The following is a 26,291-nucleotide window of genomic DNA, read 5'->3' as shown; positions in this document are numbered from 1 at the left end:
GCTCGGTCGCCTCGTCACATGCTGTATCGCACTACAACGGCGTAGGAAGTGTTGAGCATGACTGCACCTAGCAAGGAATCGGGGTCACCGGCAACTACCGTCCGGCCCCATGACGTCCTGAGAGCGCGTCGAGCCCAGTCGCGCAAATTCGCCATCAGCGACGGGGCACCCGTCGAAGTCCTGGAATCCGGGCCCAGCGTCGCCGCGCGACTGGCGAACCTCACCTCGCGTCTGACGATCCGGCCGATCCTGTCCGTCGGCAGCCATGTCCCCAACCTGCCCTGGCCCTGGGGTCTCATCGACCTCACGGCACGGGTGCTCATCCCGGCGTCGGCCACCGTTCGCGAGACCATCAAGCTGCCCCACGCGTCGGCGCAGCTGGTCCGCGCGCCCGGGGTGCTGCCCGCCGACGGCACTCGCCGCGTGATCGTCTACCTCCACGGCGGCGCGTTTCTGACCTGTGGGGCGAACTCGCACGGCCGGCTCGTCGAGGCCCTCTCCAAGTTCGCCGACTCGCCCATCCTGGTGGTCAATTACCGTCTGCTGCCGAAGAATTCGGTCGGGATGGCGCTCGAGGACTGTCACGACGCGTACCGATGGCTGCGCCGGCGCGGGTACGAACCCGACCAGATCGTGTTGGCCGGTGACTCCGCGGGCGGCTACCTGGCGCTCACGCTGGCCCAGCGCCTGCAGGAGGAGGGTGAGGAGCCCGCTGCGCTGGTGGCGATCTCGCCCCTGCTGCAGCTGGCCAAGGAACCCAAGCAGGCCCACCCCAACATCGAGACGGATGCGATGTTCACGGCGGGGGCGTTCGATGCGCTCGCCGAGCTGGTGGCCGGCGCGGCCAGGAAGAACATCGTCGACGGGAAGCCCGAAGAGATCTACGAGCCGCTGGAGCACATCAAGCCGGGCCTGCCGCGCACGCTGATCCACGTGTCGGGCTCCGAGGTGCTGTTGCACGACGCGCGGCTGGCGGCGAGCAGGCTGGCAGCGGTGGGCGTGCCGGCCGAGGTGCGGGTGTGGCCCGGGCAGATCCACGACTTCCAGCTGGCCGCACCGATGGTCCCCGAGGCCGTCCGCTCGCTGCGGCAGATCGGCGACTATATCCGCGAGGCCACCGGCTAGACGCGACAGACCGCGCGGAGAGTAGTTGTGCGCCGTGCGAAACCGCCTGAGACGATGAACGCATGCGGATCGCGCAGCACATCAGTGACCTCATCGGCGGCACACCGCTGGTGCGTCTGAACTCCGTCGTCCCCGAGGGTGCCGGCATCGTGGCGGCCAAGGTCGAATACCTCAATCCCGGTGGCAGCTCGAAGGACCGGATCGCGGTGAAGATGATCGACGCCGCCGAGGCCAGCGGGCAGCTGCGGCCCGGCGGCACCATCGTCGAACCCACCTCGGGCAACACCGGCGTCGGGCTGGCCCTCGTCGCCCAGCACCGCGGCTACAAGTGCGTGTTCGTCTGCCCCGACAAGGTCAGCGAGGACAAGCGCAACGTGCTGATGGCCTACGGCGCCGAGGTCGTCGTGTGCCCGACCGCCGTTCCGCCCGAGCACCCGGACAGCTACTACAGCGTCTCCGACCGGCTGGTCACCGAGATCGACGGCGCATGGAAGCCCGACCAGTACGCCAACCCGGAAGGCCCGGCCAGCCACTACGCCACCACCGGCCCGGAGATCTGGGCCGACACCGACGGCAGGGTCACCCACTTCGTCGCCGGGATCGGCACCGGCGGAACGATCACCGGCGCGGGCCGCTACCTCAAAGAGGTGTCCAACGGTGCGGTGCGCATCATCGGCGCCGACCCCGAGGGATCGGTGTACTCCGGCGGCACCGGCAGGCCCTATCTGGTGGAGGGCGTCGGTGAGGACTTCTGGCCGCAGGCCTACGACCGCACGGTGCCCGACGAGATCATCGCCGTCTCCGACTCCGATTCGTTCGACATGACCCGGCGGCTGGCCCGCGAGGAAGCGATGCTGGTCGGCGGGTCGTGCGGGATGGCGGTGGTCGCCGCGCTCAAGGTCGCCGAGCAGGCCGGCCCGGACGCGATCGTGGTGGTGCTGCTGCCCGACGGCGGACGCGGCTACATGTCGAAGATCTTCAACGACGCCTGGATGTCGTCCTACGGTTTCCTGCGCAGCCGCCTCGACGGCTCGACCGATCAGTCCAGGGTCGGCGACGTGCTGCGCCGCAAGTCCGGCGAGTTGCCCGACCTGGTGCACACCCACCCGTCCGAGACCGTGCGCGACGCCATCGGCATCCTGCGTGAGTACGGGGTGTCGCAGATGCCGGTGGTCGGTGCCGAGCCGCCGGTGATGGCGGGGGAGGTCGCGGGCAGCGTCTCCGAGCGGGAACTGCTGTCGGCCGTCTTCGAGGGCCGGGCGAAGTTGGCCGACGCGGTAGCGCTGCACATGAGCCCGCCGCTGCCGATGATCGGCGCGGGGGAGTCGGTCAGCGCGGCCGGCAAGGCGCTGCGCGATTGGGACGCGCTGATGGTGGTCGAGGAAGGCAAACCGGTCGGCGTGATCACCCGCTATGACTTGCTGGGTTTCCTCTCCGACGGACCTCGCGGGCTGTCCGGGCGCCGCTAGTTCGCGGCCCCGCGCGTCTCGCCGGGGCGCGACGCGCTCGGGTACTCTTTCGGCTGTCCCAGCTAGGGGTCCAGCTGACCCGGAGTGGAAGGTTGCCCATGACCGATCAACCGCCGCCCGGCGGCGCTTACCCGCCACCTCCCTCGTCGCCCGGGCCACCGGGCGGTCAGCCGTCTCCGCAGGCGCCCGCCGGCGGTTCCTATCCGCCGCCCCCGCCGCCGCCCGGCGGGTCGTACCCGCCGCCCCCGCCGTCGGCCGGCGGATACGCGCCGCCGCCACCCGGGCCGGCGATCCGCACGCTGCCGACCGAGGACTACACGCCGTGGCTCACCCGCGCGCTGGCGTTCATCATCGACATCCTCCCGTACGTCGTGGTGCACGGGATCGGCACCGCGATCCTGGTCGCCACCCAGCAGACCGCCTGCATCACCGACGTCACGCAGTACGCCGTCAACCAGTACTGCGCCACCCAGAACTCGACCGTCGGCATGGTGGCGCAGTGGCTGGCGTCGATAATCGGGCTGTTCTATCTGATCTGGAATTACGGCTACCGGCAGGGCACCACCGGGTCGAGCGTCGGCAAGTCGGTGCTGAAGTGCAAGGTGGTCAGCGAGATCACCGGTCAACCCATCGGGTTCGGGTTGTCGGTGGTGCGCTCGCTGGCGCACTTCGTCGACGCGATCATCTGCTTCATCGGTTTCCTTTTCCCGCTGTGGGATTCGAAGCGTCAGACGCTGGCGGACAAGATCATGACGACGGTGTGCTTGCCGATCGACGGCGCTGAGAGGCCGGCCGTCACCTAGGCTGATCGTCGATGAGCGACGACCGCACCGGACACCCCGAGTTCACCGGGCTGGCCACCAAAGCGATTCACGCCGGTTACCGGCCGGATCCGGCGACCGGCGCGGTGAACGCCCCGATCTACGCCAGCAGCACCTTCGCCCAGGACGGTGTCGGCGCCCTGCGCGGCGGGTTCGAGTACGCGCGCACCGGCAACCCGACCCGCGCCGCGCTGGAGGCCGCGCTGGCCGCGGTCGAAGACGGCGCCTACGGCCGGGCCTTCGGTTCGGGCATGGCCGCCACCGACTGCGCCCTGCGTGCGGTGCTGCGCCCCGGCGACCATGTGGTCATCCCGAACGACGCCTACGGCGGCACCTTCCGGCTGATCGACAAGGTCTTCACCCGGTGGAACGTCGAGTACACGCCGGTGGCGCTGCACGAGCTGGACGCCGTCGCCGCCGCGATCACGCCGCGAACCCGGCTGATCTGGGCGGAAACCCCGACCAATCCGCTGCTGTCCATCGCCGACATCGCCGCGCTGGCCGAACTGGGCCAACAGAATTCGGCAAAGGTCTTGGTGGACAACACTTTTGCCTCGCCCGCGCTGCAACAGCCGTTGACGCTGGGCGCCGACATCGTGCTGCACTCGACCACCAAATACATCGGTGGGCACTCCGACGTGGTGGGCGGCGCGCTGGTCACCAACGATCAGGAGCTGGACGAGGCGTTCGCCTTCCTGCAGAACGGCGCTGGTGCGGTACCCGGCCCATTCGACGCCTACCTGACGATGCGCGGCCTGAAGACACTGGTGTTGCGCATGCAGCGACACAGCGAAAACGCTTCTGCGGTAGCGGAATTCCTTGAAGGCCACCCGGCGGTGAGCGCGGTGCTCTATCCCGGCCTGCCCTCTCACCCCGGCCATGAGATCGCCGCGCGGCAGATGAGTGCCTTCGGCGGCATGGTTTCGGTCCGCATGCGCGGCGGCCGCGAGGCCGCCCGCGATCTGTGCGCCAAGACCCGAGTGTTCATCCTGGCGGAATCGCTGGGTGGGGTGGAGTCGCTGATCGAGCACCCCAGCGCGATGACGCACGCCTCGACGGCCGGGTCGCAATTGGAGGTCCCCGACGATCTGGTGCGCCTGTCGGTCGGCATCGAAGACATCGCCGACCTGCTGGCCGATCTCGATCGCGCCTTGGGCTAGACGCCCCGATCAGGAGTGCGGATGCCCGGCTGGCCGGGCACTCGCGGAAGTGAGGCTAGATCAGGAGTGGTAGGGCTCCGCGCTGACCAGCGTGACCTCGACGGTGTTGCCGTTGGGCACCACGTAGGTGCGGGTCTCGCCTTCCTTGGCGTCGATCAGGGCGCCGCCCAGCGGTGAATTGGGCGAGTACACCTCGAGCTTGCCGTCGTTGACGCCCTCCTGGCGGGTGGCGATCAGGAAAGTCTCCGTGTCGGACTTGTCGCCGTTGTAGTAGACCTTCACCACCGAGCCGGGCAGTGCGACGCCGGACTGCTTGGGCGCCTCGCCGACCTTGGCGTTGTTGAGCAGATCCTGCAGCTGACGGATGCGGGCCTCCTGCTGACCCTGCTCTTCACGGGCGGCGTGGTAGCCGCCGTTCTCGCGCAGGTCACCCTCCTCGCGGCGGTCGTTGATCTCCGCGGCGATGACCGGACGATTCGCGATCAAGTGATCGAGCTCGGCCTTGAGTCGATCGTGTGACTCCTGGGTCAGCCAGGTCACGGAAGTGTCCGTCATCTCGTCGTGCTCCTCGTATGTTGTTTCGCGAGTTCGCGTTAAGTCCTGTTAGCTCCGCCGCCCCGGAGCGTGCGGGTCCCTCCCCGTGTGCTGCCGGCTCCGTTTTGCTCACGGTCGCTAATGCAGCAACACGGCCCCAACCGGAACCGTGCATTCATCCATGTTACCACCGCGCAAACATTTGATGACCCCATATTCGCAGTTCGCCGTGGATCGGGCGGTCACGCCGGGCGCAGGTAGGCGGGCACATCGGTGCCGCAACCATAGATGTCGGCCACCACCGGCGGTTCGAAGGATTTCACCGTCGTGGTCACCTGAACAGTAGCCGCGTCCGACGGCGGGACCAGCAGCTCACGTCGGCCCGTCTCGCTGCCGTCCTGCGCGCGGACCCGCACGATGCAGTCCACCGGCCGCGACGGATCCGATCGCGTCACGCTGATCGTTATCGAGGCCGTCTGGTCGTCGATCACCCGGTAGCCGGCCATCGTGCCCTTGACGTCGCTCGTGCCGAACCGGTGATAACCGATGACGGCGATGACGAGTCCCGCCGCGATCACCAACGCGCCCAGTGCGGCGATCACCCACCGCCGGGGGATACGCGACAGCCGGGAGCGTCCGTAGCGGGCCTCCGGACGAGAAATCGGGGTTTCGGTCATACCTGGTTGTGCCTGTTTTGCCTGGTTGTCGACCGCCGGGCACGAGCCGACGGCATGCGACGAAGTCGGAACTGGAATTATAGGGTCAGACCGGGCGACCACCAGAGGTGACAAGGGAGCACGTGAGCGAATTGCGGTTGATGGCGGTGCACGCCCACCCCGACGACGAGTCCAGCAAGGGCGCGGCCACCCTGGCCCGCTACGCCGACGAGGGCCACCGGGTGCTGGTGGTGACGTTGACCGGCGGCGAGCGCGGCGACATTCTCAACCCGGCGATGGACCTGCCCGAGGTGCATGGACACATCGCCGAAATCCGCCGTGACGAGATGGCCAAGGCCGCCGAGATACTCGGGGTTGAGCACACCTGGCTGGGTTTCGTCGACTCCGGGCTGCCCCAGGGTGACCCGCCGCCGCCGTTGCCCGAGGGCTGTTTCGCGCTGGTGCCGCTGGAGGAGTCGGTCGAGGCGCTGGTCCGCGTGGTCCGCGAGTTCCGTCCGCACGTGATGACCACGTACGACGAGAACGGCGGCTACCCCCACCCCGATCACATTCGCTGCCACCAGGTTTCGGTCGGCGCGTTCGAGGCGGCAGGCGATTACCGGCTCTTTCCGGACGCCGGTGAGCCGTGGACGGTGTCGAAGCTTTACTACAACCACGGGTTCCTGCGCGCCCGGATGCAGTTGCTGCACGACGAAGCCATCAAGCACGGTCAAGAACCCCCGTTCAAGAAGTGGCTCGAACACTGGGACGCCAAACACGACCCGTTCGAGTCGCGGGTCACCACGCGGGTCGAGTGCTCGGCGTACTTCAGTCAGCGCGACGACGCGCTGCGCGCGCACACCACCCAGATCGACCCCGACCACGACTTCTTTGCCGCTCCCATCGCGTGGCAGCAACGGCTTTGGCCCACCGAGGAATTCGAGTTGGCGCGATCGCGAGTCCCGGCCCGGCTGCCCGAGGACGACCTGTTCGCCGGAATCGAGAGCGACCAGTGAATCACCTCTATCTGCTTGTGACCGCCGCCGGCTGGCAGGCCGACGGCCCGCCGCACCACACCGGCCCCGATTTCGGCAAGGCCAGCCCGGTCGGGCTGCTAATCGTCGTGCTGCTCCTGATCAGCACGCTGTTTCTGCTGCGGTCGATGAACCGGCAGCTGAAGAAGGTGCCGGAATCGTTTGATCCCAAGCACCCCGAACCGGACCAGGCCGCCGACGAGGGCACCGACGCGGTCGACGGCGGCGCCGCCCCCGACCAGGCGGACGGCTCGCCGCGAGCCCCGGGACCCGGCGATGAGCCCGGCTGACCCCGCTTCGACGAATACCCTCGGGCTGGCGACCAGCCCGTATCTGCGCCAGCACGCCGACAATCCGGTGCATTGGCGGCAGTGGACGCCCGAGGCGCTGGCCGACGCCGCCGCCCGCGACGTGCCGATCCTGCTGTCGGTCGGCTACGCGGCCTGCCACTGGTGCCACGTCATGGCCCACGAATCGTTCGAGGACGACGAAGTAGCCGCCGCGATGAACGCGGGGTTCGTCTGCGTCAAGGTCGACCGTGAGGAACGCCCGGACATCGACGCGGTGTACATGAACGCCACGGTCGCGCTCACCGGGCACGGCGGCTGGCCGATGACATGTTTCCTCACGCCGGACGGGCGCCCCTTCTTCTGTGGTACGTACTATCCGAAAGAGGCCTTCCTGCAACTTCTTTCGGCCGTATCCGCCACCTGGCAGGAGCGTCGTGGTGAGGTGGAGGAGGCCTCCGACAACATCGCCGGTGAGCTACGCAAGATGGCTTCGGCTCTCCCGGGCGCCGGTCCGGCCGTGGCGCCCGAGCTGTGCGACCACGCCGTCGCCACGCTGCGCAAGGAACGCGACGCGGTGCACGGCGGGTTCGGCGGAGCGCCCAAATTCCCGCCGTCGGCGCTGCTCGAGGCGCTGCTGCGGCACGTCGAGCGCACCGGCTCGGCGGCGGCGCTCGCAGCGGTCGCGCACACCGGCAACGCAATGGCGCGCGGCGGCATCTACGACCAGCTCGGCGGCGGATTCGCCCGCTACAGCGTCGACAACGCTTGGGTGGTACCGCATTTCGAGAAGATGCTGTATGACAACGCGCTGCTGCTGCGCGCCTATGCGCACTGGGCGAGGCGCACCGGTGATCCGCTGGCGCGCCGCGTCACCGCCCAGACCGCCCGGTTCCTGCTCGACGATCTGGCCGACGGCGCCATGTTCACCTCGTCGCTGGACGCCGACGCCGACGGCCGCGAGGGTTCGACCTATGTCTGGACACCGACGCAGCTGAACGAGGTGCTCGGGCTCGACGACGGCCCCTGGGCGGCAGGTGTTTTCGCGGTCTCTCCGGGCGGCACGTTCGAGCACGGCACCTCGGTGCTGCAGCTGCCCGCCGATCCCGAGGATCCGCAACGACTGGACCGCGTGCGGTCCGCGCTGCTGGCCGCCCGGCATACCCGAATCCAGCCCGGGCGCGATGACAAGGTCGTCACGTCGTGGAACGGGCTGGCGATCACCGCGTTGGTCGAGGCCGGTGTGGCGCTCGACGAGCCCGAATTGATCGACGCCGCAAGGCGTTGCGCGCGGGCGCTGCTCGAGATGCATGTCGTCGACGGCCGGTTGCGACGCGCCAGCCTGGGCGGCGCGGTCGGCGACAGCGTTGCCATCCTCGAGGACCACGCGATGTTGGCCACCGGGCTGCTTGCGCTCTATCAGCTGAGCGCCGATGCGACCTGGCTGACCGCGGCCACCGACCTGCTGGACACCGCGCTGGCGCACTTCGCCGACCGGGCGCAACCCGGCCGCTGGTTCGACACCGCCGACGATGCCGAGCAGTTGGTGCTCCGGCCGGCCGACCCGCTGGACGGCGCGACTCCGTCGGGAGCGTCGTCCATCACCGAGGCCCTGCTGACCGCCGCGCACCTAACCGACGGCGACCGTGCCGAGCGGTATCTGCGGGCCGCGGCCGAATCGCTCGGCGCGCATTCGGTGCTGCTGGACCGCGCTCCGCGTTCGGCCGGGCATTGGCTGGCCGTCGCCGAAGCGGCGGTGCGTGGACCGCTGCAGATCGCGGTCGCCTGCGACCCGTCGGCCTCGGCGCTGCTGGCCTACGCGCGGCGACTGGCGCCCGGCGGGGCGATCGTTATGGGCGGGGAAGTCGATTCGTCGGCGCTGCTGGCCGGTCGGCCGCGGGTGGGCGGTGCGGACGCCGCCTACGTGTGCCGCGGCCAGGTCTGCGACCTGCCGGTGACGGCCGTGGCCGAACTGGCCGCCGCCCTGGGGGTTTCCGGTAACTGATGCCGATGGTGGTGACCCTCTGCGCCCGGCGGTGCCGTGCTGGCGATCACCACTGAAGCCGATGGTGGTGACCCGCTGCGCCCGGCGGTGCCGTGCTGGCGATCACCACTGAAGCCGATGGTGGTGACCCGCTGCGCCCGGCCGTGCCGTGCTGGCGATCACCACTGAAGCGGGGTTACCCTGCCTCCCATGCCGAATGCCGCCAAGACCGAAGCGATCAAAAGCACGGTCAACCGCTACATCGAGTTGGTCGCCAAGGGCAGCGCCGATGACTTGGTCGAGTTGTACGCCGACGACGCCACCGTCGAGGATCCTGTCGGCGGCGAGGTGCATATCGGCCGGCAGGCCATCCACGGCTTCTACTCCGCGGTCAACGACCTGCAGCGCGAATGCGAACTGCTGACGCTGCGTGTCGCCGGCAACGAGGCGGCCTTCCAATTCCGACTGACGGTGAAAGCGGGCGAGCACCGAATGGTGATCGAGCCGATCGACGTCATGGTCTTCGACGCCGAAGGCAAGATCGCCTCGATGAAGGCGTACTGGTCGCCGGAGGACGACGTCGCCCCGGCCTAGCGGCCCAGCAACCAGGCGTGGTCGCTGGTGTAGAAGACGGCGAACCACATGGCGATGTAGTGCAGGATCGCCGCGATCGCGGTGAAGGCGTGGAAGAACTCGTGGTAGCCGAACGTCTTCGGCCATGGGTCGGGCCAGCGCAGCCCGTAGAAGATGCCGCCGACGCTGTAGAACACGCCGCCCACCGCCAGCAGCACCATCGCGGCCACGCCGGCCTGGTGCAGGATCGTCGGGGCGAACCAGACGGCCACCCAACCCAGCAGCAGGTAGAGCGGCACGCCGACCCAACGCGGCGCCGTCGGCCAGCACATCTTCAGCGCGATGCCGGCCGCCGCGCCACCCCACACGATGCACTGCACCAGCACGCCGGTGTTCTGCGGCATGACCAGCCGCGCGAACGGGGTGTAGCTGCCGGCGATGAAGACGAAGATCATCGAGTGGTCGAGCCGCTTCATCCGGCTGCGCGCGACGTCCGACTTCCACTGCACCCGGTGATAGGTGGCGCTGACCGCGAACATCGCCACCGTCGCCGCCGCGTAGACCAGCGTCGAGTGGCCGGCGCGGGGGGAGGAGACCGCCCAGGACACCGACACCAGCGTGGCGCCGGTGATGATGGCCAGCCACGCCGAGACGAAGTGGATCCAGCCGCGCATCCGAGGCTTGCCCAAGAACTGGGCGGCACCCTCGACGAACTGCTCGACGGTGTTGCCCGGAACGATCGACTCGGGTTCGGGATCCGGCGTGGGGACGGTGCTGGTCTGGCTGCTCATGACTCCTGTGTCTTGTTCTCGCGACTTGGGATACCGGTGGGAAGGTCGCTGTGGGGCTGCTCAGGATCCACAGTAGCCAGGGATGGTTACGGCGCAGTCTCGACTTCTCAGCTGACCGGGCCGAAATGAGAACCGGTGAATAAATCACCGCTGGCAGTAGGGTGGATGTTCGTGGAAATTATCCCGCCGCGCCTCAAAGAGCCGCTGTATCGCGTCTACGAGCTGCGGCTGAGGCAGGGCCTGGCCGCCTCGAAGTCCCAGCTGCCGCGGCACATCGCCGTGCTGTGCGACGGGAACCGGCGGTGGGCCCGCGACGCGGGATACGAGGACGTCAGCTACGGCTACCGGATGGGCGCGTCCAAGATCGCCGAGATGCTGCGCTGGTGTCAGGAAGCCGGGGTCGAAATGACCACGGTGTACCTGCTGTCCACCGAGAACCTGCAACGCGATCCCGACGAGCTGGCCGGGCTGATCGAAATCATCACCGACGTCGTGGAGGAGATCTGCGCACCGGCCAACCGCTGGAGCGTGCGCACAGTGGGAGACCTGGAACTGCTCGGCGACGAGCCGGCCCGCCGGCTGCGCGGTGCGGTCGAGTCCACACCGAGCGTCGCGCCCTTTCACGTCAACGTGGCCGTCGGCTACGGCGGCCGGCAGGAGATCGTCGGCGCGGTGCGTGCGTTGCTGAACAAAGAACTCGCCAACGGCGCCACCGCCGAGGAGCTGGTCGACGCGGTGACCGTCGACGCCATCTCCGAAAACCTCTACACGTCCGGGCAACCCGACCCAGACCTGGTGATCCGCACCTCGGGCGAGCAACGGCTGTCCGGATTCCTGCTGTGGCAGAGCGCGTATTCGGAGATGTGGTTCTGCGAAACGCACTGGCCGGCCTTCCGCCGCGTCGACTTCTTGCGCGCGCTGCGTGACTACAGCCGGCGGGATCGCCGGCACGGCAAGTAGCCCCGAAGACCTTCAGCGCCCGCTCGCGCGCGTGCCACACTAGGGACATGGCTGCGCTGTCGGCGGTGGTATTCACGCTGAGCGCCTGGCTGGGCCTGTATCTGGCCGCCCGCGATCCGCGCAAACGCGTCCTCGCGCTGGCGGCGATCGGGCTGTGCGGATTCGCGCTCGTGGTGGGCCTGGACGCGGTTCGGACCGCCAACCCCGGGCATGCCCAGCTGCTGAGCCGAGTCGAGATCTACCTGACGGCCATCCCCGGCGTGGCGTGGTTCGCGGTGCTCGTCGAGCTGTCCCGGCCCAGCGACGGCTTCCGCTCACGCACCCGCGAGGTGCTACTCGTGGTCGGGATGGCCGCGCTGACCCTGTTCGGGGCGGCGCTGGCCGGCAGCGTCGACGGGCCGCTGCGCCCGGGTCACTGGCTGATGTTCGCGGTGATCTCGGTGTCGACGCTCGCCGCGATGGTCGTCGCGCTGCGCCGCCCGCGGCGCCCGAGGCCGGCCGTGGGACTCGCCGTCACCGCCACCCTGTTCTTCGCGCTGAGCAACGCAATCCTGGTCATCCCGCTGGGCCTGGTACCCAGTTGGGTTGCGCTGGCGTCGACGAGTTGCGACGTCCTTGGGCTCGGGGTCGCCGTCGCCCTGTGGGACGCGTTCGACGAGGGCCACGCGCTGCGCGCCGACATGCTGCGCTCGTTCGCCGGTTCGGTGGCGGTGGCGGTGCTGTTCGGCGGCCAGGCGCTGATCGGGTTGGCGGTGACCCACGACGAGCCCGGCGCGAAGACGGCGCTAACCGTGCTGCTGTTCACCAGCCTCGCGATCGCGATCACCGTGCAGGTGCTCGCCGATCCGCTGGCCGGGCTGCTCGACCGGCTGGCATTCTCGAAATCGCCTGCGCTGCGGGCGGATCGGGCCGCGCTGCGCCATACCGGGGCGGCGCTACCGCTGCGCCAGGAGCATCCGCTGGCCGGCGTCGACGACGTCACCTTCGCCAGACTCACCCGTCGTGCCCTGGGCCATTACGGCGACCTGACCAAGCTGGTCGCCAGCCCGCTGACCGCGTTGCCGGTGATCGACGAGCGGCTGGCCGCCCGAGGAGCAACCGACCAACCGATCGAGCGGGCCAACGAACTCAAGGCCGTGCTGGCCGACGGCATAGCGCGGCTCAAGCCGCGCGACGGCGGCGACTTCGGGACCACCGAGGAGTGGCGGTACTACAACTCGCTGTATTTCCCCTACGTGGTCGGGGTGCGCGCGTACGCGCAGAACGCCACCGCCTCGGGTCTGGACCCGATCGCCCGGCAGGCCTGGCAGTGGTTCGTCACCGAGGTTCCCCAGCGCTCGCTGCACAACTGGCAGAACGCCGCCGCCCGGCTGATCGCCGCCGACCTCCGCGGCCGGGTCCCGGTCCCCAGCGACTAGAACGGGTGCAGGAGTTACCGCGGTCGCCGACGGCCCAGAGCTGTGCCCCGTGTAGCTGTGACTCGTGGGGCCGCTGAGCCTTCGCGACTGGCGCGTGTCAAATATTCACCCGCCGACGGGAATAGTCGGGTGAACCCCCTCGTCGTTGTATCCGTGGCAGTAGTTGGCAGCGCCACGAGTCGATATGGCAGTGCACTGGCGGCACCCTCAAAGCTGTTCGACCCAACCCGCCATCGCGAGGAGTAAACACATGAGCTCGATTACCGGTGTTTCAAGCATCCCGACCCGGCCCCTCTACGACTCGACGGACTCGCTGTTGCGTTTTGCCGTGCGTGCCGACGCGACCCTGACGGGGTTGTGCGGGTTGGCCATCGCCTTTTTCGCCGACCCGATCTCGTCGCTGACCGGCCTGACGTCCTTCCAGGAATACACCGTGGGCGTGGTGTTCGTGATCGCCGGCCTGCTGGTGTTCAGTCTCGGGGCGCTGCCGGAGCTGCGGCGTCTCGGTATCAGTGTCGTGACGGTCAACGTCGCGTTCACGCTGGCCGCGATCGTGGCCGCCGAAGCGCTGCCGCTGACCGGCACCGGCGTCGCGTTGACTCTGGCCAGCGGCGTGTACACGGCGGCGTTCGCGGGCCTGCAATACCTGGGGTTGCGTCGCCTCGAGGCGTGATCGGCCGCCCGGGCCGGTGCGGGCTGCGTCAAAGCGTCAGAGCTTGCGCAGCCGCAACCGGTTGATGGAGTGGTCGGCGTCCTTGCGCAGCACCAGGGTGGCGCGCGGCCGGGTCGGAAGGATGTTCTCGACCAGGTTGGGGCGGTTGATCGACCGCCAGATCTCGCGAGCGGCGGCGACCGCCTTGGTGTCATTGAGGGCCGAGTAGTGGTGGAAGTGCGATTCGGGATCCGCGAAGGCGGTGCTGCGCATGGCCAGGAATCGCGATACGTACCACTGCTCGATGTCTTCGATCCGGGCGTCGACGTACACGCCGAAGTCGAACAGGTCCGACACCATCAGGGTCGGACCGGTCTGCAGAACGTTGAGGCCCTCCAGGATCAAGATGTCGGGATGACGGACCACATGCTTGGCCCCGGGGATGACGTCGTATTTCAGATGCGAATACACCGGCGCGCACGCGTAGTCCGAACCGGATTTGACCGAGGTCACGAACCGCATCAGCGCGCGACGGTTGTAGCTTTCGGGAAACCCCTTGCGGTGCATCAGATTCCGCCGGTCCAGCTCGGCGTTCGGGTACAGGAAGCCGTCGGTGGTGACCAGGTCGACCCGCGGGTGGTGATCCCACCGCGCCAACAGGGCCTGCAGCACACGGGCAGTTGTCGACTTACCGACCGCCACGCTGCCGGCCACCCCGATGATGAACGGCACCGGCCGGTCCGGGTTCTGCTGAGGTTCGCCGAGGAATTCGGCGGTGGCGGCGAACAATCGCTGGCGCGCCGCGACCTGCAGGTGAATGAGCCGGGCCAGCGGCAGGTAGACCTCTTCGACTTCGAGCAAGTCGATTTGTTCACCCAAACCGCGCAGCCCGACGAGTTCTTCCTCGGTGAGGGCCAGCGGCGTCGACATACGAAGCGCACGCCATTGCTTTCGGTCGAACTCCACATATGGGCTCGGCTCGCTAAGCCGCGGCATAGTGCAAGTGTTGCAGGGGCGCCGAAAAGCCCGACGGCTGGGCTGGCGAAAAGTCGACGCTGGGAGCGCGAGCGCCCTCGCTGTGGGGTCAGTCGGCCGACTAGTCTCGTTCTCATGTCAGCCGACTTGACCCGCACCGCCAACTCGACCACATCACCGGGCGCCGAATACGCCGACACAGCGAGCGCTGCCTACCGCGCCGCACTGCAGGTGGTCGAGTCCGTCGAACCTCGCATCGCCGCGGCGACCCGCAAAGAGCTCGCCGACCAACGTGATTCGCTCAAGTTGATCGCCAGCGAGAACTACGCGTCGCCCGCGGTGCTGCTGACCATGGGGACCTGGCTGTCGGACAAGTACGCCGAGGGCACCATCGGACACCGCTTCTACGCGGGCTGCCAGAACGTCGACACCGTCGAAAGCGTCGCCGCCGAGCACGCCCGTGAGCTGTTCGGGGCGCCGCACGCCTACGTCCAGCCGCACTCGGGAATCGACGCCAACCTCGTTGCGTACTGGGCGATCTTGGCGACCCGGGTCGAGGCGCCGGGCCTGGCCGACGCAGGCGCCAAGCACGTCAACGACTTGTCCGAAGCGGACTGGGAGAAGCTGCGCGCCAAGTTAGGCAACCAGCGGCTGCTGGGCATGTCGCTGGATGCCGGCGGCCACCTCACCCACGGCTTCCGGCCCAACATCTCCGGCAAGATGTTCCACCAGCGCAGCTACGGCACCGACCCCGACACCGGGTTCGTCGACTACGGCGCCGTCGCGGCCGCCGCGCGTGAGTTCAAGCCGCTGATCATCGTGGCCGGCTACTCCGCCTACCCGCGCCGCATCAACTTCGCGACGATGCGTGAGATCGCCGACGAGGTCGGTGCCACCCTGATGGTGGACATGGCGCATTTCGCCGGCCTGGTGGCGGGCAAGGTGTTCACCGGCGACGAGGATCCGGTGCCGCACGCCCATGTCACGACCACGACGACGCACAAGTCGCTGCGCGGTCCCCGCGGCGGCCTCATCCTGTGCCAACCCGAATACGCCGACGCCGTCGACAAGGGCTGCCCAATGGTGCTCGGCGGGCCACTGTCGCACGTGATGGCGGCCAAGGCCGTCGCGCTCGCCGAGGCGCGGCAGCCGTCGTTCCAGGCCTATGCCCAGCGGATCGCCGACAACGCCCAGGCCCTGGCGGACGGCTTCCTCAAGCGCGATGCCCACCTGATCACCGGGGGCACCGACAACCACCTCGTGCTGCTCGACGTCACCTCGTTCGGCTTGACCGGGCGCCAGGCCGAGTCGGCGTTGCTGGACGCCGGCGTCGTCACCAACCGCAACGCCATCCCCGCCGACCCCAACGGCGCCTGGTACACCAGCGGCATCCGGCTCGGCAGCCCGGCGCTCACCACCCGCGGCTTCGGTCCGGCCGAATTCGACCGGGTGGCCGAGCTGATGGTCGACGTTCTGGCCAACACGAAGCCGGAAGGCACCTCCAAGGCCAAGTACTCGCTGGCCGAAGGCACCGCGGAACGGGTCAGCGCGGCCGCGGCCGAACTGTTGGACGCCAACCCGCTCTACCCGGGCCTCGCGCTCTAGGTTTCCGCCGTACGAGGGGCTCTAGAGTGCCCGGCAATGCGGCTCTGAGGACCAAAGTCACCAGTTGCCGCGACACGACCCGGTCGATTTCATGAACCTGTGTACGCGGGTTACAGTTATCTCATGGCCGAAAGACCTGTCGCTAACGCGCTGACCCTCGAACTCGAGCCGGTCGTCGAAGCAAACATCGACCGTCACCTGTCCACCGAAGAGCTCTGGTTCGCGCACGATTACGTGCCGTTCGACCGGGGCGAGAACTTCGCCTTCCTCGGTGGGCGCGACTGGGATCCGGCGTCGATGACGCTGCCCAGGCCTTTGACGGACGCCTGCGAGATCATGCTGCTGCTCAAGGACAACCTGGCCGCCCACCACCGCGAGCTGGTCGAGCACTTCATCTTGGAGGACTACTGGGGCCGCTGGCTGGGCCGGTGGACGGCCGAGGAGCACCTGCACGCCATCGCGCTGCGCGAGTACCTCGTGGTGACCCGCGAGGTCGACCCGACCGCCAACGAAGAGGCCCGCGTCCAGTACGTCATGAAGGGCTACCGGGCCGATACCTACTCGCAGGTGGAAACGCTGGTGCACATGGCGTTCGTCGAACGCACGCACGCCGTGTTCTGTGAAAACCTGGCCGCCAAGCTCGAGGAGCCCATCCTGGCCGGCCTGGTCGACCGGATCGCCCGCGACGAGCGCCGCCACGAGGTCTTCTTCTCCAACCTTGTCGCGCACTGCCTCGAGTACACCCGCGACGAGACCATCGCGGCGATCGCCGCGCGCGCGGCCGACCTGAAGGTGCCCGGCGCCGACATCGACGCGTACGCGGACAAGGTGCAGAACGTCGACGAGGCAGGCATTTTCGGTCCGGAGCAGCTGCGTCAGGCGATCTCCGACCGCATCACCGCATGGGGGCTCGCGGACGAGCCTGAACTGCGGCAATTGATCGTCGGCTAAGCCGGCCTGCACGCGCCCCTCAACATCGGCCGCCCACGGAAGGTGGTCGCGGCTCGCCACGTCGGCGCGCCTGCACAGCGCGCATGCGGGCACGGGAGTAGCGTCGATCCCGATGGTCAGCGTCATGCTCTGCTGCCAGGGCGGCACCTCCCGTCACCACAACGGAAGGACCGGCCCCGGTCCTGGTGCTGCGGTTCCCGTCGACATGCCTGTGCGGGTCCGCGCGGGCTCATCCCGCTCGAGGAGCGCTACGTGACCGAAATCCGGACCTACGTGATCGACACTTCCGTGCTGCTGTCCGACCCCTGGGCGTGCAGCCGGTTCGCCGAACACGAGGTGGTTGTTCCGTTGGTGGTGATCAGCGAGCTGGAGGCCAAACGCCACCACCACGAGCTGGGATGGTTCGCCCGCCAGTCCTTGCGGCTGTTCGACGATCTCCGGCTGTTGCACGGACGACTGGATCAGCCCATTCCCGTTGGGACGCAGGGCGGTTCGCTGCATGTCGAGCTCAACCACACGGACCCGTCGGTGCTGCCGGCGGGTTTCCGCAGCGACAGCAACGACTCCCGGATCCTGAGCTGTGCCGCCAACCTCGCCGCCGAAGGCAAGCGAGTTACGTTGGTCAGCAAGGACATTCCGCTTCGTGTCAAGGCCGCTGCGGTGGGTCTTGCCGCCGACGAGTACCACGCCCAGGACGTGGTGGCCTCCGGGTGGTCGGGGATGCGCGAGATCGAGACCGCCACCGAGGACATCGACGCGCTGTTCGCCGATGGCGAGATCGATCTGGTGGAAGCGCGAGACCTGCCCTGCCACACCGGTGTTCGGTTGCTCGGTGGAAGCTCTCACGCGCTGGGCCGGGTCAACGCGGACAAGCGCGTCCAGCTGGTGCGCGGCGACCGCGAGGTGTTCGGGCTGCGCGGCCGCTCGGCCGAGCAGCGCGTGGCGCTCGACCTGCTGCTCGACGAGTCGGTGGGCATCGTGTCGATGGGCGGCAAGGCGGGCACCGGCAAGTCGGCCCTCGCCTTGTGCGCCGGCCTAGAGGCGGTGCTGGAGCGGCGCACCCAGCGCAAGGTGGTGGTCTTCCGGCCGCTCTATGCCGTCGGCGGTCAGGAGCTCGGATACCTGCCCGGCAGCGAGAGCGAAAAGATGGGGCCGTGGGCGCAGGCCGTCTTCGACACCCTCGAGGGTCTCGCCAGCCCGGCGGTGCTCGAGGAAGTGCTGTCCCGCGGCATGCTCGAGGTGCTGCCCCTGACTCACATCCGGGGCCGGTCGCTGCACGACTCGTTCGTGATCGTCGACGAGGCGCAGTCGCTGGAACGCAACGTCCTGCTGACCGTGCTGTCCAGGCTGGGCACCGGATCGCGCGTGGTATTGACACACGACATCGCGCAGCGGGACAACTTGCGGGTGGGCCGCCACGACGGGGTCGCGGCGGTGATCGAGAAGCTCAAGGGCCATCCGCTGTTCGCCCACATCACCCTGTTGCGCAGCGAGCGGTCCCCGATTGCCGCCCTGGTCACCGAGATGCTCGAGGAGATCGCCGGCCCGCAGTGAGGGCGCCTGACCAGCGCGCTCGACCCCGGGTAGGTCTCCCTTCGATAAACTTCGACGGTGGCGAAACGACCCGACACCCAAGCCTGGCGCTACTGGCGCACGGTTGTCGGTGTGGCGGCCGCCGCCGCGGTGCTGGTGATCGGCGGGCTCACGGGTCACGTGACGCGCGCCGACGACCTCAGCTGCTCGGTCATCAAGTGCGTCGCCTTGACGTTCGACGACGGGCCGGGGCCGTTCGACGAGCGGCTGCTGCAAATCCTGAAGGAGAACGACGCCAAGGCCACCTTCTTCCTGATCGGCAACAAGGTGGCCGCCAACCCGGCCGGGGCCAAGCGCATCGCCGACGCGGGGATGGAGATCGGCAGCCACACCTGGGAACACCCCAACATGACCACGATCCCGCGCGACGACATCGCCGCCCAGTTCTCCAAGGCCAACGACGCTATCACCGCCGCGACCGGCCGCACACCCAACCTGTATCGCCCCGCGGGCGGGTTGTCCGACCCGGTGGTGCGCCAGGCCGCCGGGCAATTCGGTCTGGCCGAAATCCTTTGGGACGTGATCCCTTTCGACTGGGCGAACGATGCGAACACGGCGGCGACGCGCTACATGCTGATGACCTACATCAAGCCGGGCTCGGTGGTGCTGCTGCACAGCACCTACTCGAGCACCGTCGACCTGGTGTATCAGTTCATCCCGGTGCTCAAGGCCAACGGCTACCGGTTGGTGACGGTCAGCGACCTGCTGGGATCACGTTCTCCCGGCAGCAGTTACGGCAGCCGGGAGAACGGCCCGCCCGTCAACGGCCTGCACGACATTCCGCCCGGCGACATCCCCACGCTGCCCAACACGCCCTCACCGAAGCCGATGCCGAATTTCCCGATCACCGACATCCCAGGGCAGAACTCCGGCGGGCCGAACAACGGTGCGTAGAGCAAATTTCGGACCAGACGCGGCTACTTTTATAGGGTGATCACCGTGGGCTGGCTTCGGGATCGGCTTCCGCCATCATGGCGTGGTTCGGCGCGTCAGCCCGGTCAACGAAAGTCCTTTCGCCGGTGGTTGTTTCAATACGGGTTCGATATGAGCCTGTCCTATGTGCTGGCCGTCGTCGAAGCGGCGGCCATCCTGATTCCGTTGCGGGGCCACACCTCCGTCGGCGCCAACGCGGACTTCGCGCGGCAGAACACCGCGCCCGTGGTGCTGCTCATCGCGCTGGGCATCGTCAGCGTCGCGGTGGCCGGCGCGGTCAGCCTGGCGCCCACCGTGCGCTGGTTCGTCGCTGGTGACGAACCCACCCCGCAACAACGCGAAGCCGTGATGAGGCTGGCCGGGCGCCAGTCGGCGATCCTGGTGACGTCCTGGGCGATGACCGGCGGGATCTTCATCCTGCTGAATCTGACTGGCGGGCCGCAGCTTCTGCTGCCCATCGTGCTCGGCGTGCTGCTCGGCGGATCGGCCGCCGCCGGCACCGGGATGCTGCTCGCGCAACGCACTCTGCGGCCCATCATGCGCGCCGCCACGCTGGGCGCCGAGCCGCGGCTGGCGGTGCCGAGCGTGTACGCCCGGCTGGTTCTGCTGTGGTTCTTGTGCAGCGCCTTTCCTATCGCCATCATCGCGACGCTGGTCGTTCTCCGTTCGTATGGCTGGCTGATCGAGAAATCGGCGTCGCTGGACGTGCCGATTCTGGTGGTGTCGCTGGCGGCGCTCGTGCTGGGGCTGCCCACGATGATCCTGACCTCGCGGTCGATCTCGGATCCGGTCGGCGAGGTCGTCGACGCGATGGCCGAGGTCGAGCATGGTCGCATGGAAACGTATGTCGGCGCCTATGAAAGATCCCAAATCGGGCGCCTGCAAACGGGATTCAACCGAATGGTGACAGGTCTCGCCGAGCGTGACCGGCTGCGTGACCTGTTCGGCCGCCATGTCGGCGCCGACGTCGCACAACGCGCCCTCACCGAGGGGGCATCGCTGTCGGGCGACGTGGTCGAAGCGGCGGTGCTTTTCATCGACCTGGTGGGGTCCACCCAGATTGCCGAAAGCCGCCCCCCGCAAGAGGTCGCGGAGGTGCTCAACGACTTCTTCCGGATCGTCGTGCACGCAGTCGACGAACACCACGGGCTGATCAACAAATTCGCCGGCGATGCCGCACTCGCCGTCTTCGGGGTGCCGTTGCCCATCAGTGAGCCCGCGTCGTCGGCCTTGGCGACCGCCCGTGCGCTCGGCTCCCAACTGCGGAGGCTGCCGGTCGATTTCGGCATCGGTGTGTCGGCGGGTCGAGTGTTCGCCGGCAACGTCGGCGCCGAAAACCGGTACGAATACACCGTGATCGGTGACGCCGTCAACGAAGCCGCGCGGCTGGCCGACCTCGCGAAAACCTCCGACAGGCGGATCCTGTGCTCGGCGGGTGCCGTCGATGCCGCGGGTGAGGCCGAGCGCGCGCAGTGGGCCGAATGCTATTCCACCGTGCTGCGCGGGCGATCCGAGGCCACCCACGTCTCGGCGCCGACCGGCCCGGCCGGCTAGCCGGGCCTGACCCGCATCAGGACTTCGAGACCTTCAGCGCGGCAATGATTTTGCCGACGAGGCCCGCCGAGGCGGCATCACCGATGGGTGTGCTGCCGATGAAGACCGTGACCGGCTTGGTGTCGACGGCGATGATGGTGACGGAGTCGCCCTTGACGTTGCGGCTGGGATCGGCGATCGTGACGTCGGCATCGACCCGGGCGGCCTTGGTGCCGTCGACGGTGATCGACGACGACTTCGTCGGTCCGAGCGTGGGCTGGGCGTTCGCGTAGCCGGGGCCCGCGACGATGCACTGCATCAACTTCGTGGCTTGCGCCGTAAGGTCCATGCTGGAAACGAAATTGGTGACGCCGACCTCGGCCGTCATCATCCACTGATTGGCTCCGGGCACGTCCTGGGCGACCCCCAGCGCGCCGATCAGGTTCGGGCCCTGATCGTCGGAGAACACCGTCCACCCGCCCGGCGCCGCACTGGCGGGGAACGAAAGCTTGCCCGCGGAGATCGAATCGCCCCGCGGCATCTCACCGCCGGACACGTTCGGGGTGCAGTCGGTTGCGTTCTGCGCGGAGTTCTTCGGCTGCGAGACCGAGGTGCTCGTTGTCGAGGGCGCGGTGGCCGGCTTGTTGTCATGGCCGCCCCGCATCACCAGCAACGTCGCCACCAGCGCGATAATCGCCAGCACCACCAGACCGGCGACGATCAGCCACGGCAGCTTCGATCCGGACCCACCCGGCGGCGGCCCCGGAGGGTAGGGCCCGCCCGGGCCACCCGGCGGAAACTGTTGTCCGGGTTGGGGATAGTGCTGATACGGATACGGGCCACCCGGCGGCGGGTAGGCGTACTGGCCGCCCTGCGGATAGGGCCCTGGACCGCCCTGCGGGTAAGGACCGGGACCGCCCTGCGGGTAAGGACCGGGACCGCCCTGCGGGTAGGGGCCTGGACCGCCCTGCGGCTGGGCGCCCCAATTCGGGTCCTGCCCATACGGATTGCTTCCGTAGGGCCCCTGACCGTAGGGACCACCGGGAGGAGCCGTCATCGAAAACCACCCTTACTCTCGTCGACCACCGCCGTCACCCCCGACGTCCGGCTCAGTCTCCAGGCTTGACCTTGGCCATCGCCAGCACGTCGAGCCGCCGGTCGAGTTCCTCGATCGACAACTTGTCGCCGATCAGGCCGCGATCGATCACGGTCTGACGAATCGTCTTGCGCTCCTTGAGCGCTTGCTTGGCCACCGCGGCGGCCTCCTCGTAGCCGATCGCCGAGTTCAGCGGCGTCACGATGGATGGCGACGACTCGGCCAGCTCGCGCAGGTGCTCCACATTGGCGGCCAGCCCGGTGATGCAGCGCTCGGCGAACAGCTTGGACACGTTGGTCAGCAGCTTGAAGGACTCGAGGATATTGCGCGCCATCATCGGGATGTAGACGTTGAGCTCGAACGCACCGTTTCCACCGCCCCACGCGACCGCCGCGTCGTTACCGATCACCTGCGCGGCGACCTGCGTGACCGCTTCGGGCAGAACGGGATTGACCTTGCCCGGCATGATCGAGCTGCCGGGCTGCAGGTCGGGCAGCTGGATCTCGGCAAGGCCGGTCAGCGGGCCCGACCCCATCCAGCGCACGTCGTTGGCGATCTTGGTCAGCGACACCGCGATGGTGCGCAGCGCGCCGGAAGCCTCGACCAGCCCGTCGCGCGCCGCCTGCGCCTCGAACGAGTTTGCCGCCGTGCGCAATTCACTCAGGCCGGTGGAGGCGACCAACGTCTCGACCACCTTGGCGCCGAAGCCGTCGGGAGCGTTCAGGCCGGTACCGACCGCGGTGCCGCCGATAGCCAGCTCGCCGAGCCGGGGCAGCGTCGCGCGTACCCGCTCGATGCCCGCCTCGATCTGCCGGGCGTATCCGCTGAACTCCTGGCCGAGCGTCACCGGGACGGCGTCCATCAGGTGGGTTCGGCCCGACTTGACCACGGTGTGCCACTCGCGGGCCTTGCCGGCCAGGGCGGCGTGCAGCACCTCGAGGGCGGGGATGAGATGACGCACGGCGGCCTCGGTGGCCGCGATGTGGGTTGCGGTGGGGAAGGTGTCATTCGACGACTGCGACATGTTGACGTCGTCGTTGGGGTGCACCGTCACACCGTTGGCGGCCGCAATGCTGGCGATCACCTCGTTGGTGTTCATGTTGGAGCTGGTGCCCGAACCGGTCTGGAAGACGTCGATGGGGAACTGGTCGTCGTGCTGGCCGTCGGCGATCTCGGCCGCCGCGGCGATGATCGCGTCCGCCTTCTCCGGGGCCAGCAGCCCGAGATCCTTGTTGACCTGCGCGCAGGCGCCCTTCAGCAGGCCCAGCGCGCGGATCTGCGTGCGTTCCAGGCCGCGGCCCGAAATCGGGAAGTTCTCGACCGCGCGCTGGGTCTGCGCGCGCCACAACGCTTTTGCGGGTACGCGCACCTCGCCCATGGTGTCGTGCTCGATGCGGTACTCGGTATCCTCAGTGGCCATAAAGCGGCGTCCTCGTCCTTTGGATCGGTCTGGTCAGGGCAGGGGATAGGCGGCAGAGCTGTCGCCGGTGAAATCGATGGCGGAGTACTCGTTGAGCTTCGAAAGCCGGTGGTAGGCCTCGATCATCCGGACGGTGCCCGACTTCGACCGCATCACGATCGACTGCGTGGTGCAGCCACCGGGGTAGTACTGCACGCCCTTGAGCAGGTCACCGCTGGTGACCCCGGTGGCGCAGAAGAAGACGTTCTCGCCGGAGACCAGGTCCTCGGTGGTCAGTACCTTGTCCAGGTCATAGCCGGCGTCGATGGCCTTCTGACGTTCCTCGTCGTCGGTGGGCGACAGCTGCGCCTGGATGGCGCCACCCATGCAGCGGATTGCGGCGGCGGCGATGATGCCCTCCGGCGTGCCGCCGATCCCGGCCAGCATGTCGGTGCCCGAGTGCGGGCGGCACGCCGAGATGGCGCCGGCGACGTCGCCGTCGGTGATCAGCCGGATCCGGGCCCCGGTGGCCCGCACGTCCTCGATCAGCTTGGCGTGGCGCGGCCGGTCCAGAATGCACACCGTCATGTCGCGCACCGACAGCGCCTTGACCTTGGCGACGGCCTTGATGTTCTCGGCGATCGGGGCGGTGATGTCGAGCACGTGCGCGGCCTCGGGCCCGACGGCGATCTTGTTCATGTAGAACACCGCGGACGGGTCGAACATCGCGCCGCGGTCCGCCACCGCCAGCACGGAGATGGCGTTGGGCATGCCCTTGCTCATCAGCGTGGTGCCGTCGATCGGGTCGACGGCGAAGTCGCACTCCGCGCCGTCGCCGTTGCCGACCTCCTCGCCGTTGTAGAGCATCGGCGCGTGGTCCTTCTCACCCTCGCCGATGACGACCACACCGCGCATCGACACCGTGTTGACCAGCTCACGCATCGCGTCGACGGCCGCCCCGTCGCCGCCCTCTTTGTCGCCGCGGCCGACCCAGCGACCTGCGGCCATGGCACCGGCCTCGGTGACGCGTACCAGTTCCAAAGCCAGGTTGCGGTCAGGAGCCTCACCGCGCGGTCGCCCCTGCGCTGGGGCCCGGCCGGTGGTGGCGGTCGAGCGGTCGCCCTCAACTGTCATGGCTGCGATTGTCCCAGAAGCGGATCGGTCCGCTGGAACTGGGATACTTGGGGGATGACGGAGGAGCCGCCGCTGAATGCCCAGCTTGATGGGAGCGAAGCCGCTGTGCCGTCTCCGCAAGCAGGACCGGCGCCCAGGCCGGCGAAACCTCGGCTGTTGCAGGACGGCCGGGACATGTTCTGGTCCCTGATTCCGCTGGTCATCGGGTGCATCGTGCTGGCCGGGATGCTGGGCATGTGCTCGTTTCAGCTCGGCAACCACGAGGGCCCCGTCCCGTCCTATGACGCCGGCGCGGCCCTGCGTGCCGACGCTTCCGCGCTCGGCTTTCCCATCCGTGAACCCCGGCTGCCCGCGGGCTGGCAGGCCAACTCCGGCCACCGCGGCGGCATCCAGGGCGGGCACACCGACCCGGCGAGCGGCCAGCGGGTGAACGCGCCCATCTCGGTCGTCGGCTACATCAGTCCGACCGGGATGTATCTGAGCCTGACCCAGAGCGACGCCGACGAGGACAAGCTCGTCAACTCGATCCATCCGTCGGCCTTCCCGACCGGGGCGGTCGACGTCGCCGGAACCAGCTGGGTGGTCTATCAGGGCGCCGGTCAGGAGGGGGCCGACGCGGAGCCGGTATGGACGACCCGGCTCAGCGGCCCACGCGGTGTCACCCAAATTGCGATAACCGGCGCCGGAAACACCGATCAGTTCCGTACGCTGGCGTCGGCGACGCAATCGCAACCGCCTTTGCCGAGCCGCTGACTCACCCGCGCAAGCAAAGGGACCCTGTCGACGTGACTGCACCAGAGGCTGATCTGTCCGGATGGTCGGCGGCATCGTTCAGCGGTGGCGGCTACACCCATGACGTCTACCGCAAGGGCGGCGGCCCCGGGGTGGTGCTCATTCCCGAGATTCCCGGGATCCATCCCGGCGTGCTTGCCCTGGGTAATCACCTGGTGGACAACGGCTTCACCGTCGCGATGCCCTCGCTGTTCGGCGAGCCGGGCAAGGCCAAGACGGCGGGTTACATCGTCGGCACCATCGGGCGGGCTTGCGTGGCAAGGGAATTCGCGGCGCTCGCACTGAACAAGCAGCGGCCGGTGTCGCTGTTCCTGCGTGCGCTGGCGCGTGACCTCAACGCGTCGACGCCGGGCAAGGGCGTCGGCGTGATCGGCCAGTGCTTCACCGGCGGGTTCGCGCTGGCCGCCGCGGTCGACGACAGCGTGTTGGCGCCGGTGCTGTCGCAGCCGTCGGTCCCGTTCCCGCTGGGCGCCGCGCGGCGCCGCGATCCCGGGCTGAGCGAATCCGAACTGGCCACGGTGGCCGACCGGTGCGCCAATGACGGTCTGTGCGCCATGGGCCTGCGGTTCAGCGAGGACAAGACGGCGCCCGGCGAGCGGTTCGCGACGCTCAAGCAGCGCCTCGGCGACGCCTTCGAGGTGATCGACATCGACTCGGGCCCAAACAATCAGCACGGCTTCGGCAAGATGGCGCACTCGGTGCTCACCGACGAGGTCCGCGAGGTCGACGGCCACCCCGCCTACGAGGCCCGCAAGCGTGTGGTCGAGTTCCTCACGCAACGCCTGTTCTAGGTTCCTCAGGAGATTTCGCACGCGC

General features: G+C 68.4%; 25 protein-coding genes. 18 read left to right on the top strand and 7 right to left on the bottom strand.

Going from position 1 to position 26,291, the window contains the following annotated elements; translation table 11 throughout:
• The first annotated feature begins 57 nt into the window (after positions 1–57).
• The 4 genes from A5708_RS16560 to A5708_RS16545 all read left to right on the top strand — a co-directional run bounded on the left by A5708_RS16560 (position 58) and on the right by A5708_RS16545 (position 4,575).
• Entirely contained in the window at positions 58–1,125 is a 1,068-nt protein-coding gene (locus tag A5708_RS16560; RefSeq protein ID WP_065029667.1) for an alpha/beta hydrolase, read from the top strand.
• Positions 1,126–1,187: 62 nt separating this feature from the next.
• Complete coding sequence (locus tag A5708_RS16555) at positions 1,188–2,594, top strand: cystathionine beta-synthase (RefSeq protein ID WP_065029666.1); 1,407 nt, start codon at positions 1,188–1,190, stop codon at positions 2,592–2,594.
• Positions 2,595–2,692: 98 nt separating this feature from the next.
• The gene (locus tag A5708_RS16550) at positions 2,693–3,397 is read left to right on the top strand and encodes an RDD family protein (RefSeq protein ID WP_065029665.1); all 705 of its coding nucleotides are present in this window, start codon (positions 2,693–2,695) and stop codon (positions 3,395–3,397) included.
• Between the two features lie 11 nt (positions 3,398–3,408).
• A complete protein-coding gene (locus A5708_RS16545) occupies positions 3,409–4,575 on the top strand; it encodes a cystathionine gamma-synthase (RefSeq protein WP_065029664.1) in 1,167 nt (388 codons plus the stop codon).
• Positions 4,576–4,635: 60 nt separating this feature from the next.
• Here the strand turns inward: A5708_RS16545 and greA are convergent, their stop codons facing one another.
• Both greA and A5708_RS16535 read right to left on the bottom strand, forming a co-directional pair.
• Positions 4,636–5,130: a transcription elongation factor GreA gene (gene greA, locus A5708_RS16540; protein ID WP_064953998.1), complete on the bottom strand. Its 495-nt coding sequence runs from the start codon at positions 5,128–5,130 to the stop codon at positions 4,636–4,638.
• Positions 5,131–5,351: 221 nt separating this feature from the next.
• Entirely contained in the window at positions 5,352–5,786 is a 435-nt protein-coding gene (locus A5708_RS16535; RefSeq protein ID WP_065029663.1) for a DUF4307 domain-containing protein, read from the bottom strand.
• 122 nt (positions 5,787–5,908) lie between these two features.
• Between A5708_RS16535 and mca the strand changes: the two genes are divergently transcribed.
• The 4 genes from mca (at position 5,909) to A5708_RS16515 (ending at position 9,664) form a co-directional block, all read left to right on the top strand.
• On the top strand, positions 5,909–6,781 hold the full coding sequence (gene mca, locus A5708_RS16530) for a mycothiol conjugate amidase Mca (RefSeq protein WP_065029662.1): 873 nt from the start codon (positions 5,909–5,911) through the stop codon (positions 6,779–6,781).
• Positions 6,778–7,089, top strand: a complete 312-nt coding sequence (locus A5708_RS16525; protein ID WP_065029661.1) for a hypothetical protein — start codon at positions 6,778–6,780, stop codon at positions 7,087–7,089. The genes mca and A5708_RS16525 overlap by 4 nt, the downstream gene beginning before the upstream one ends.
• Positions 7,076–9,091: a thioredoxin domain-containing protein gene (locus A5708_RS16520; protein WP_065029660.1), complete on the top strand. Its 2,016-nt coding sequence runs from the start codon at positions 7,076–7,078 to the stop codon at positions 9,089–9,091. Before A5708_RS16525 ends, A5708_RS16520 begins: the two co-directional genes overlap by 14 nt.
• 189 nt (positions 9,092–9,280) lie before the next feature.
• Positions 9,281–9,664 (top strand): nuclear transport factor 2 family protein, encoded by a 384-nt coding sequence (locus A5708_RS16515; protein WP_065029659.1) that lies wholly within the window; start codon positions 9,281–9,283, stop codon positions 9,662–9,664.
• On the opposite strand, the gene trhA is transcribed toward A5708_RS16515, so the two are convergent.
• A complete protein-coding gene (gene trhA, locus A5708_RS16510; RefSeq protein WP_065029658.1) occupies positions 9,661–10,434 on the bottom strand; it encodes a PAQR family membrane homeostasis protein TrhA in 774 nt (257 codons plus the stop codon). The two genes, A5708_RS16515 and trhA, sit on opposite strands and share 4 nt — an antisense overlap.
• A 171-nt stretch (positions 10,435–10,605) precedes the next feature.
• Here trhA and A5708_RS16505 point away from each other — a divergent pair, with 171 nt between their 5' ends.
• From A5708_RS16505 to A5708_RS16495, 3 genes are all read left to right on the top strand, one after another.
• On the top strand, positions 10,606–11,394 hold the full coding sequence (locus A5708_RS16505) for a (2Z,6E)-farnesyl diphosphate synthase (protein ID WP_064882012.1): 789 nt from the start codon (positions 10,606–10,608) through the stop codon (positions 11,392–11,394).
• A 47-nt stretch (positions 11,395–11,441) separates the two neighbouring features.
• Positions 11,442–12,812 carry a hypothetical protein gene (locus tag A5708_RS16500; protein WP_065029657.1) on the top strand — a complete coding sequence of 457 codons (1,371 nt, stop codon included), beginning with the start codon at positions 11,442–11,444 and terminating at the stop codon, positions 12,810–12,812.
• Between the two features lie 250 nt (positions 12,813–13,062).
• Entirely contained in the window at positions 13,063–13,485 is a 423-nt protein-coding gene (locus A5708_RS16495; RefSeq protein WP_065029656.1) for a hypothetical protein, read from the top strand.
• A 36-nt stretch (positions 13,486–13,521) separates the two neighbouring features.
• Here A5708_RS16495 and coaA read toward each other — a convergent pair whose 3' ends face one another.
• Positions 13,522–14,460, bottom strand: coding sequence for a type I pantothenate kinase (gene coaA, locus A5708_RS16490; RefSeq protein ID WP_064881943.1), 939 nt, complete (start codon positions 14,458–14,460; stop codon positions 13,522–13,524).
• A 114-nt stretch (positions 14,461–14,574) separates the two neighbouring features.
• Between coaA and A5708_RS16485 the strand changes: the two genes are divergently transcribed.
• From A5708_RS16485 to A5708_RS16465, 5 genes are all read left to right on the top strand, one after another.
• Positions 14,575–16,044, top strand: a complete 1,470-nt coding sequence (locus A5708_RS16485; RefSeq protein ID WP_065029655.1) for a glycine hydroxymethyltransferase — start codon at positions 14,575–14,577, stop codon at positions 16,042–16,044.
• A gap of 123 nt (positions 16,045–16,167) precedes the next feature.
• Positions 16,168–16,995: an acyl-ACP desaturase gene (locus A5708_RS16480; protein WP_065029709.1), complete on the top strand. Its 828-nt coding sequence runs from the start codon at positions 16,168–16,170 to the stop codon at positions 16,993–16,995.
• Positions 16,996–17,247: 252 nt separating this feature from the next.
• Positions 17,248–18,549, top strand: coding sequence for a PhoH family protein (locus A5708_RS16475; RefSeq protein WP_065029654.1), 1,302 nt, complete (start codon positions 17,248–17,250; stop codon positions 18,547–18,549).
• Between the two features lie 57 nt (positions 18,550–18,606).
• The gene (locus A5708_RS16470) at positions 18,607–19,482 is read left to right on the top strand and encodes a polysaccharide deacetylase family protein (RefSeq protein WP_065029653.1); all 876 of its coding nucleotides are present in this window, start codon (positions 18,607–18,609) and stop codon (positions 19,480–19,482) included.
• Between the two features lie 150 nt (positions 19,483–19,632).
• Entirely contained in the window at positions 19,633–21,075 is a 1,443-nt protein-coding gene (locus tag A5708_RS16465) for an adenylate/guanylate cyclase domain-containing protein (RefSeq protein ID WP_081292985.1), read from the top strand.
• Positions 21,076–21,091: 16 nt separating this feature from the next.
• On the opposite strand, the gene A5708_RS16460 is transcribed toward A5708_RS16465, so the two are convergent.
• The 3 genes from A5708_RS16460 to glpX are packed head-to-tail and all read right to left on the bottom strand — an operon-like array spanning position 21,092 to position 24,683.
• Positions 21,092–22,111: a hypothetical protein gene (locus tag A5708_RS16460; RefSeq protein WP_065029651.1), complete on the bottom strand. Its 1,020-nt coding sequence runs from the start codon at positions 22,109–22,111 to the stop codon at positions 21,092–21,094.
• Positions 22,112–22,163: 52 nt separating this feature from the next.
• Positions 22,164–23,570 (bottom strand): class II fumarate hydratase, encoded by a 1,407-nt coding sequence (locus A5708_RS16455; RefSeq protein ID WP_065029650.1) that lies wholly within the window; start codon positions 23,568–23,570, stop codon positions 22,164–22,166.
• A gap of 33 nt (positions 23,571–23,603) precedes the next feature.
• A complete protein-coding gene (gene glpX, locus A5708_RS16450) occupies positions 23,604–24,683 on the bottom strand; it encodes a class II fructose-bisphosphatase (RefSeq protein ID WP_155766043.1) in 1,080 nt (359 codons plus the stop codon).
• 54 nt (positions 24,684–24,737) lie between these two features.
• Here glpX and A5708_RS16445 point away from each other — a divergent pair, with 54 nt between their 5' ends.
• A complete protein-coding gene (locus tag A5708_RS16445; RefSeq protein ID WP_065029649.1) occupies positions 24,738–25,436 on the top strand; it encodes a DUF4245 domain-containing protein in 699 nt (232 codons plus the stop codon).
• 32 nt (positions 25,437–25,468) lie between these two features.
• Positions 25,469–26,266: a dienelactone hydrolase family protein gene (locus A5708_RS16440; protein ID WP_065029648.1), complete on the top strand. Its 798-nt coding sequence runs from the start codon at positions 25,469–25,471 to the stop codon at positions 26,264–26,266.
• Positions 26,267–26,291 lie beyond the last annotated feature (25 nt).

This window comes from Mycobacterium colombiense (assembly GCF_001672755.1).
GTDB classification, from domain to species: Bacteria; Actinomycetota; Actinomycetes; order Mycobacteriales; family Mycobacteriaceae; genus Mycobacterium; species Mycobacterium colombiense_C.
Note: the sequence above shows the minus strand (reverse complement) of the source record. Positions and strands in the feature narration are given on the sequence as shown.

What these genes read in the sequence shown, in the direction of transcription:
- A5708_RS16520 (WP_065029660.1), top strand. Translation starts at nt 7,076, where the DNA reads ATGAGCCCGGCTGACCCCGCTTCGACGAATACCCTCGGGCTGGCGACC.
- A5708_RS16485 (WP_065029655.1), top strand. Translation starts at nt 14,575, where the DNA reads ATGTCAGCCGACTTGACCCGCACCGCCAACTCGACCACATCACCGGGC.
- A5708_RS16560 (WP_065029667.1), top strand. Translation starts at nt 58, where the DNA reads ATGACTGCACCTAGCAAGGAATCGGGGTCACCGGCAACTACCGTCCGG.
- coaA (WP_064881943.1), bottom strand. Translation starts at nt 14,460, where the DNA reads ATGCCGCGGCTTAGCGAGCCGAGCCCATATGTGGAGTTCGACCGAAAG.
- A5708_RS16515 (WP_065029659.1), top strand. Translation starts at nt 9,281, where the DNA reads ATGCCGAATGCCGCCAAGACCGAAGCGATCAAAAGCACGGTCAACCGC.
- A5708_RS16465 (WP_081292985.1), top strand. Translation starts at nt 19,633, where the DNA reads ATGAGCCTGTCCTATGTGCTGGCCGTCGTCGAAGCGGCGGCCATCCTG.
- A5708_RS16445 (WP_065029649.1), top strand. Translation starts at nt 24,738, where the DNA reads ATGACGGAGGAGCCGCCGCTGAATGCCCAGCTTGATGGGAGCGAAGCC.
- glpX (WP_155766043.1), bottom strand. Translation starts at nt 24,683, where the DNA reads ATGACAGTTGAGGGCGACCGCTCGACCGCCACCACCGGCCGGGCCCCA.
- greA (WP_064953998.1), bottom strand. Translation starts at nt 5,130, where the DNA reads ATGACGGACACTTCCGTGACCTGGCTGACCCAGGAGTCACACGATCGA.
- A5708_RS16555 (WP_065029666.1), top strand. Translation starts at nt 1,188, where the DNA reads ATGCGGATCGCGCAGCACATCAGTGACCTCATCGGCGGCACACCGCTG.
- A5708_RS16550 (WP_065029665.1), top strand. Translation starts at nt 2,693, where the DNA reads ATGACCGATCAACCGCCGCCCGGCGGCGCTTACCCGCCACCTCCCTCG.
- A5708_RS16545 (WP_065029664.1), top strand. Translation starts at nt 3,409, where the DNA reads ATGAGCGACGACCGCACCGGACACCCCGAGTTCACCGGGCTGGCCACC.
- A5708_RS16460 (WP_065029651.1), bottom strand. Translation starts at nt 22,111, where the DNA reads ATGACGGCTCCTCCCGGTGGTCCCTACGGTCAGGGGCCCTACGGAAGC.
- trhA (WP_065029658.1), bottom strand. Translation starts at nt 10,434, where the DNA reads ATGAGCAGCCAGACCAGCACCGTCCCCACGCCGGATCCCGAACCCGAG.
- A5708_RS16535 (WP_065029663.1), bottom strand. Translation starts at nt 5,786, where the DNA reads ATGACCGAAACCCCGATTTCTCGTCCGGAGGCCCGCTACGGACGCTCC.
- A5708_RS16495 (WP_065029656.1), top strand. Translation starts at nt 13,063, where the DNA reads ATGAGCTCGATTACCGGTGTTTCAAGCATCCCGACCCGGCCCCTCTAC.
- A5708_RS16500 (WP_065029657.1), top strand. Translation starts at nt 11,442, where the DNA reads ATGGCTGCGCTGTCGGCGGTGGTATTCACGCTGAGCGCCTGGCTGGGC.
- A5708_RS16455 (WP_065029650.1), bottom strand. Translation starts at nt 23,570, where the DNA reads ATGGCCACTGAGGATACCGAGTACCGCATCGAGCACGACACCATGGGC.
- A5708_RS16480 (WP_065029709.1), top strand. Translation starts at nt 16,168, where the DNA reads ATGGCCGAAAGACCTGTCGCTAACGCGCTGACCCTCGAACTCGAGCCG.